6 protein-coding genes are annotated in these 6,178 nt (G+C 32.7%); all 6 read left to right on the top strand.

Features of this window, described 5'->3' with window-relative positions:
* Positions 1 to 443 precede the first annotated feature (443 nt).
* Positions 444 to 1,493, top strand: coding sequence for a type 2 isopentenyl-diphosphate Delta-isomerase (fni, locus tag ACPYKA_RS17785; protein WP_479543544.1), 1,050 nt, complete (start codon positions 444 to 446; stop codon positions 1,491 to 1,493).
* A gap of 142 nt (positions 1,494 to 1,635) precedes the next feature.
* A complete protein-coding gene (locus ACPYKA_RS17790) occupies positions 1,636 to 2,319 on the top strand; it encodes a DsbA family oxidoreductase (RefSeq protein WP_479543545.1) in 684 nt (227 codons plus the stop codon).
* Positions 2,320 to 2,797: 478 nt separating this feature from the next.
* A complete protein-coding gene (locus ACPYKA_RS17795; protein WP_479543546.1) occupies positions 2,798 to 3,751 on the top strand; it encodes an ABC transporter permease in 954 nt (317 codons plus the stop codon).
* The gene (locus ACPYKA_RS17800) at positions 3,741 to 4,691 is read left to right on the top strand and encodes an iron chelate uptake ABC transporter family permease subunit (protein WP_479543547.1); all 951 of its coding nucleotides are present in this window, start codon (positions 3,741 to 3,743) and stop codon (positions 4,689 to 4,691) included. Before ACPYKA_RS17795 ends, ACPYKA_RS17800 begins: the two co-directional genes overlap by 11 nt.
* Positions 4,685 to 5,440, top strand: a complete 756-nt coding sequence (locus tag ACPYKA_RS17805) for an iron ABC transporter ATP-binding protein (protein ID WP_479543548.1) — start codon at positions 4,685 to 4,687, stop codon at positions 5,438 to 5,440. Before ACPYKA_RS17800 ends, ACPYKA_RS17805 begins: the two co-directional genes overlap by 7 nt.
* A gap of 19 nt (positions 5,441 to 5,459) precedes the next feature.
* Positions 5,460 to 6,178: siderophore ABC transporter substrate-binding protein (locus tag ACPYKA_RS17810; RefSeq protein ID WP_479543549.1), on the top strand; the 719-nt coding region annotated here is incomplete at its 3' end.

Here is a 6,178-nt window from a genome sequence, read left to right on the forward strand (position 1 = left end):
ATAGTAAAATTGATACTGAGAAAACTGATAAATATTTAGATCCAATGGAAATGTTCCTAAAAAAAGAAGCTTTACTTGATGGTTTAGATGTTTTTTTGTTCATATTTTTCTTGAAACGAAATTTTAAGAAATTCTTCCATTTCTTTTTGTGTTTCATTGTCATTCCTCCGTTCTGTTTGGAAATAATATAAATAGGTACTTTTTATTATGAAATAAAATTAATAGGGACTAATGTCTAAGTCAACTCTTTTTATTATAGTCTAAACTAACTAAAATGAGAAGGGATAAATTGTTTGCATTAGGAAAATTGTATTGTTTCAATGTTCATTAATAAGAATCGGTCTGTAAAAATCAAAGATTCACTTTCCTTTCAATATAAACAAGAAGAAAGTAAACTGGTATTAAAATGTGGAATCTAATACGCTTCAAGGGATGTGTAGGGAATGGAAACAGATATTAACGTTAGAAAAACAGAACATATTAGACTATGTTTGACAGACCAAGTAGAAGGTGTAAACAAATCGACGGGATTAGAGGGAATTTCATTTATCCACAATGCTCTACCGGAAATTAATTTTAATGATATCCAATTAAAAACAACATTTTTAAATAAACAGTTGAAAGCTCCTTTTCTAGTTAGTTCAATGACGGGTGGATCAGATCTAGCAGCAAAAATAAATATTAACTTGGCAACAGCAAGTGAAGAAAAAGGTTGGGCAATCGGACTAGGATCCACAAGAGCTCTATTAGAAAGTAAAGCACATGAAGAATCTTTTCTTATCAGAACTCATGCGAAAACCGTACCTTTAATAGCAAACTTAGGGGCTGTTCAATTCAATTATGGATACGGAGTAGAAGAATGCCAACGTATTATTGATCGAACAGAAGCTGATTCTCTCGTTCTACATTTAAACAGCCTTCAAGAGGTTGTTCAAGATGAGGGAGATCTGAACTTTGAAAATTTATTACCTAAAATTGAAGAAGTGTGCAAAAAACTAACGGTTCCTGTTGGTGTTAAAGAGGTAGGCTTTGGAATTGACGGAAGTGTTGCTAAAAAGCTATATGATGTAGGGATTGCATATATTGATGTAGCCGGTGCCGGTGGAACATCATGGAGCCAGGTCGAAAAGTTACGTTCCAAAGATCCACTCAGAAAAGCTGCAGCAGAAGCGTTTAACAATTGGGGAATTCCTACAAAAGACTGTATCGTATCTGTTAAAAGTGAACTTCCGAAAACTCCAATCGTCGCCAGCGGTGGAATGAAAACCGGACTTGATGCGGCTAAAGCGATCACCATTGGTGCGGATATCGTTGGTTTTGCACGAAGCTTATTACAGGCTGCAACAGAATCGGTAGAAGCGGTTATTGAAGTGATGGATCAAATTGAATTTGAAATGAAAATGACGATGTTTGGTATTGGCGCAATAGATCTTGAGGCTTTAAAAAATACAAATCGAGTTAGCATCATGGGCAAATCATTGTTGGATGATTAAATGATAGAATAAACAGTGCTTTATGCTGTAGTTTTTGCTTGTTAAGAATCGATAAATTGTTCTCTTTTTCTAAGCAGAATACTGTATGGACAAGAACAGATTATGATAAAATACGCTTTAGAACGTGAACGAGGTGTAGAAAGTGAAAATTGAAATATGGTCTGATTTTACTTGTCCTTATTGTTATATTGGAAAAAGAAAATTAGAATTGGCAATGGAACAATTTGAACATAGACAATTTATCCAAATTGAATTTAAAAGTTATGAATTAGCTCCTGATGTCTGTTTAGATTTGAATGAAGAAAAAACAAAAAAGTATGGTACGCCAAATGAAAAGATCAATCAAATGAGAAGTCATGCGGAAGAAATAGGTTTAACAATTAATGTTGAAAATCTCCAAGAAACAAATACGTTTAATGCCCATCGTCTTGTTAAATATGCTGAAAAACAAGGTAAAGAGTTAGCTGTAATTGATTTATTATTTAAAAGCTATTTTTGTGATGGAGAAAATATTGGGGATAAAAATGTCCTTTTATCAATTGCAGAAAAAGCAGGGTTGGATGATAAAGAAGTTGACTCCCTTTTATGTTTAAATAAATATGGAAGAGCAGTTCAAAACGATGAACTAATCGCAAAAGAAATTGGCATAGAAGATATTCCTTTTTTCATCTTCAATGAACAACTTGCTATAGCAGGTGTTCAAACTGTAGAACTATTTAAAAACGTGCTTGAGGAATCATGGGAAGAGTGTAAAGAACAGTTAGACGTAAAAAAGTCCACCGAACAATGTCGTAAGTCCTATTGTGTTGGAAACGATTGTGAGTAACTAAATATGTAAACGAAATTTGTATAAACTTAAAACAACTAACAAAATAAAAATATGTTGGTTGTTTTTTTATTGCTCATTAAATTCTTTAACTGTGGATAGGTTTCCTTGCAGCAATAGCCACGTCCGGCTCCGGCGGCTTCGTTCTTATCTAGAGTAAGAGAGAACAGTCTTACAATTCTTCTATCATTTTATCAGTAGTATGGGAAGCGTCATGTGGACACCTCATACGCCTCCAATCTTAACAGAAAAGGTGGATAAGCAGCACATAACAATTCATTGTTTAGTTGCTTTTTTGCTCCTTTCATTTAATAAACATATACAATTATATAAAATTGTCATAATGAATAGAGAGATTCAGTTGCGCCGCCCAATTAGTTATGTTATACTCAAATCGACGACCTAATTGATAATGAATATCATTCTTATTTAGAGTGATTCGTAGATAATAATAATGATAAATAGAGAGAGATTAAATATGAAACTTCGTTATTTAGTAATAATATTAACTATACTATCGGTTACATCGATTTTTATTGGTGTAACAGATCTTTCTCCAACTGATTTGTTCAGCTTAACAGAAGAGCAAGCCGAGGTATTGTTAGTCAGTAGACTACCTAGACTTATAAGCATATTAATTGCTGGAGCCAGTATGAGTATTGCTGGGTTAATTATGCAACAACTTAGTAAAAATAAATTTGTATCCCCAACCACTGCCGGAACATTGGATTCAGCAAGGTTTGGAGTGCTCGTATCATTAATGATGTTTACAGCAGCAAGCCCTTTATTAAAGACATTAGTTTCTTTTTCTTTTGCGCTTGCAGGTACATTTATATTTATGAAGATTTTGGAGAAAATTAAGTTTAAGGATCCAGTATTTATTCCTTTAGTAGGGTTAATGTTTGGGAGTATCATTGATTCATTGGCAACATTTTTTGCTTATAAAAATGATCTGATTCAAAACATGACCTCATGGATGCAAGGTGATTTCTCCATGATAATGAGTGGGAATTACGAATTATTATTCATCAGTATCCCCACGCTGGTTATCGCATATCTATATGCAAATAAATTTACTATCGCTGGAATGGGCGAAGAGTTTTCCAAAAACTTAGGACTCAATTATCGGCAAATAGTTAATTTAGGCTTAATTATCGCGGCTTTAGTTACATCAACTGTTGTACTTTCTGTTGGAGTGATTCCATTTCTTGGTTTAATCATACCGAATATAGTTACAATTTATCAGGGAGATCATTTGAAAAATAACTTAATACATACGGCATTGCTTGGCGCTTTATTTGTGCTCCTATGTGATATAATTGGCAGGGTGATTATTTATCCATATGAGATTCCTATCAATTTGACTGTAGGTGTAATTGGTAGTGGAATATTCATCTATCTGCTTTTAAGGAGAAAGAAATATGGGCTATAAGAAAAAAACAACGATTCTTGCCGTAATTGCATTATTCCTAGCGCTATTATATATTTTATATGATCTGTCAGGCAATATTGACTATATTTTACCAAGAAGAATTATTAAAGTAGTTGCAATCATTTTAACAGGTGGAGCAATTGCTTTTTCAACGACTATTTTCATGACGATAACGAATAATCGAATTTTAACTCCTAGTATTATGGGGATTGACTCATTATACTTGTTAACTCAAACATTTATCATTTTTATTTTCGGTTCTAAATCACTCATCATGATGAATAGTAATCTCAATTATCTATTATCAATAGGTGTCATGGTCATATTTTCCCTTTTATTTTATCGTTTACTATTTAAAGGTGAAAATAACAATATTTACTTTCTGTTATTGATTGGAATGATTTTGGGTACGTTTTTTAGTAGTTTTACATCGTTTATGCAAGTACTCATCGATCCGAATGAATTTATGGTTGCACAGGATAAAATGTTTGCAAGCATAAATAATGTGAATACAAATCTCGTCTATTTATCCATTATTTTATTGCTAGTCGTCGTATTATATTTTATACGTTTCTATAAATACTTAGATGTTTTGGCTTTAGGGAAAGATCATGCAACAAACTTAGGTGTTCCTTATGACTATGTTGTCAAACGATTACTTATTTTGGTTGCAATTTTGATTTCAATAGCGACCGCTTTAATCGGTCCAATTACTTTCTTAGGGTTATTAGTTGTTAATATTGCTTATGAGTTTATGAAAACATATCGGCATTTGTATATTATCTTAGGGTCAGTTTTTATAAGTATTATCGCTTTATTAGGTGGTCAGTTTATTGTTGAGAAAATTTTTACGTTCCAAACGACGTTAAGTGTCATAATTAATTTTGTCGGCGGAGTATATTTCATCTATTTATTACTAAAGGAGAATAAATCATGGTAGATATTAAAGGTGTCTTTAAAACGTATAATAAGAAAACGGTCATTGAAGATGTGTCCTTAACGATTCCTAAAGGGAAAATAACATCATTTATTGGACCAAATGGAGCGGGGAAAAGTACGTTAATCTCTATGATAAGCAGGCTAATTGCAAAAGATGAAGGTATCATTATGATTGATGGGGAAGATATTAGTCAGTCAAAAGATAGTGAGCTTGCTCGGAAAATATCGATCCTTAAACAATCAAACGCAATGAATGTTAAGTTAACTGTTAGAGAACTTATCTCCTTTGGGCGTTTTCCTTACTCAAAAGGGAATTTAAAGAAATTTGATTGGGAAAAAGTAGATGAAGCTATTGATTATATGGAACTTAGAAATATTCAACATAAATATTTAGATGAACTAAGCGGTGGACAGCGCCAAAGAGCATTCATTGGGATGGTTCTGGCACAAGATACAGAATATATTTTGTTAGATGAGCCATTAAACAACTTAGATATGCGCCATTCTGTTCAAATTATGAAAACGTTAAGACGTCTTGTTGATGAATTAGGAAAGACAATCGTGATTGTTATTCACGACATCAATTTTGCTTCTTGTTATTCTGATGAAATTGTTGCGTTAAAAGATGGTAAAATTGTGAAACAGGGTCCAACATGTGATGTCATTGATCAATGCGTCTTAAAAGATATATATGATATGGATATAGAAATTAAAGAAATTGAAAATCAACGTATTTGTGTTTACTTTTAATTCTGAAAGGAAAAGAATAATGAAAAAAATATATATTGGTTTATTAGCAGTTGTATTAACAATTATTTTAGTAGCTTGTGGTGGAGAAAGCGAAGAACCGGCGGAAAATGAAAATGAAGAAGCTACGAATGAGGAAACAGAGTCTACATCAGTTGTTGTTGAACATGAACTAGGAACAACCGAAGTAGAAAAAAATCCTGAAAAAGTCGTTGTTTTTGATTTTGGATCACTAGATACTTTAGATAAATTAGGTGTAGATGTTGTTGGTGTACCACAAATGAATATACCTTCTTACTTAGATAAATATGAAAGCGATGAATATGAAAATGTTGGGAGCTTAAAAGAGCCGGATTTTGAAAAAATTGCAGAAATTGATCCTGATTTAATCATTATTTCGGGGCGTCAAGGTGATTTATACGACCAACTACAAGAACTAGGTGATACAATTTACCTAGGTGTAGATACTACAAGATATATGGAATCTTTTAAAGAAAATGTAACTACAATTGGAGAGATTTTCGAAAAAGAAGAGGAAGTTGAACAAGCATTAGCTGATATTGAGGCATCTATTGAGGGCTTGAATGAAAAGGTAGAAGCGGCTGATGAAAATGCGCTTATCATTTTAGCGAACGATGATAAAATTAGTGCATATGGACCGAACTCAAGATTTGGTATTATCCATGATGTATTTGGTGTGCCAGCAGTCGATGAAAATATTGAAGTATCGACACATGGTAT

This window comes from Pseudogracilibacillus amylolyticus (SeqCode) (assembly GCF_051918545.1).
Taxonomy (GTDB): Bacteria; Bacillota; Bacilli; order Bacillales; family Amphibacillaceae; genus Pseudogracilibacillus.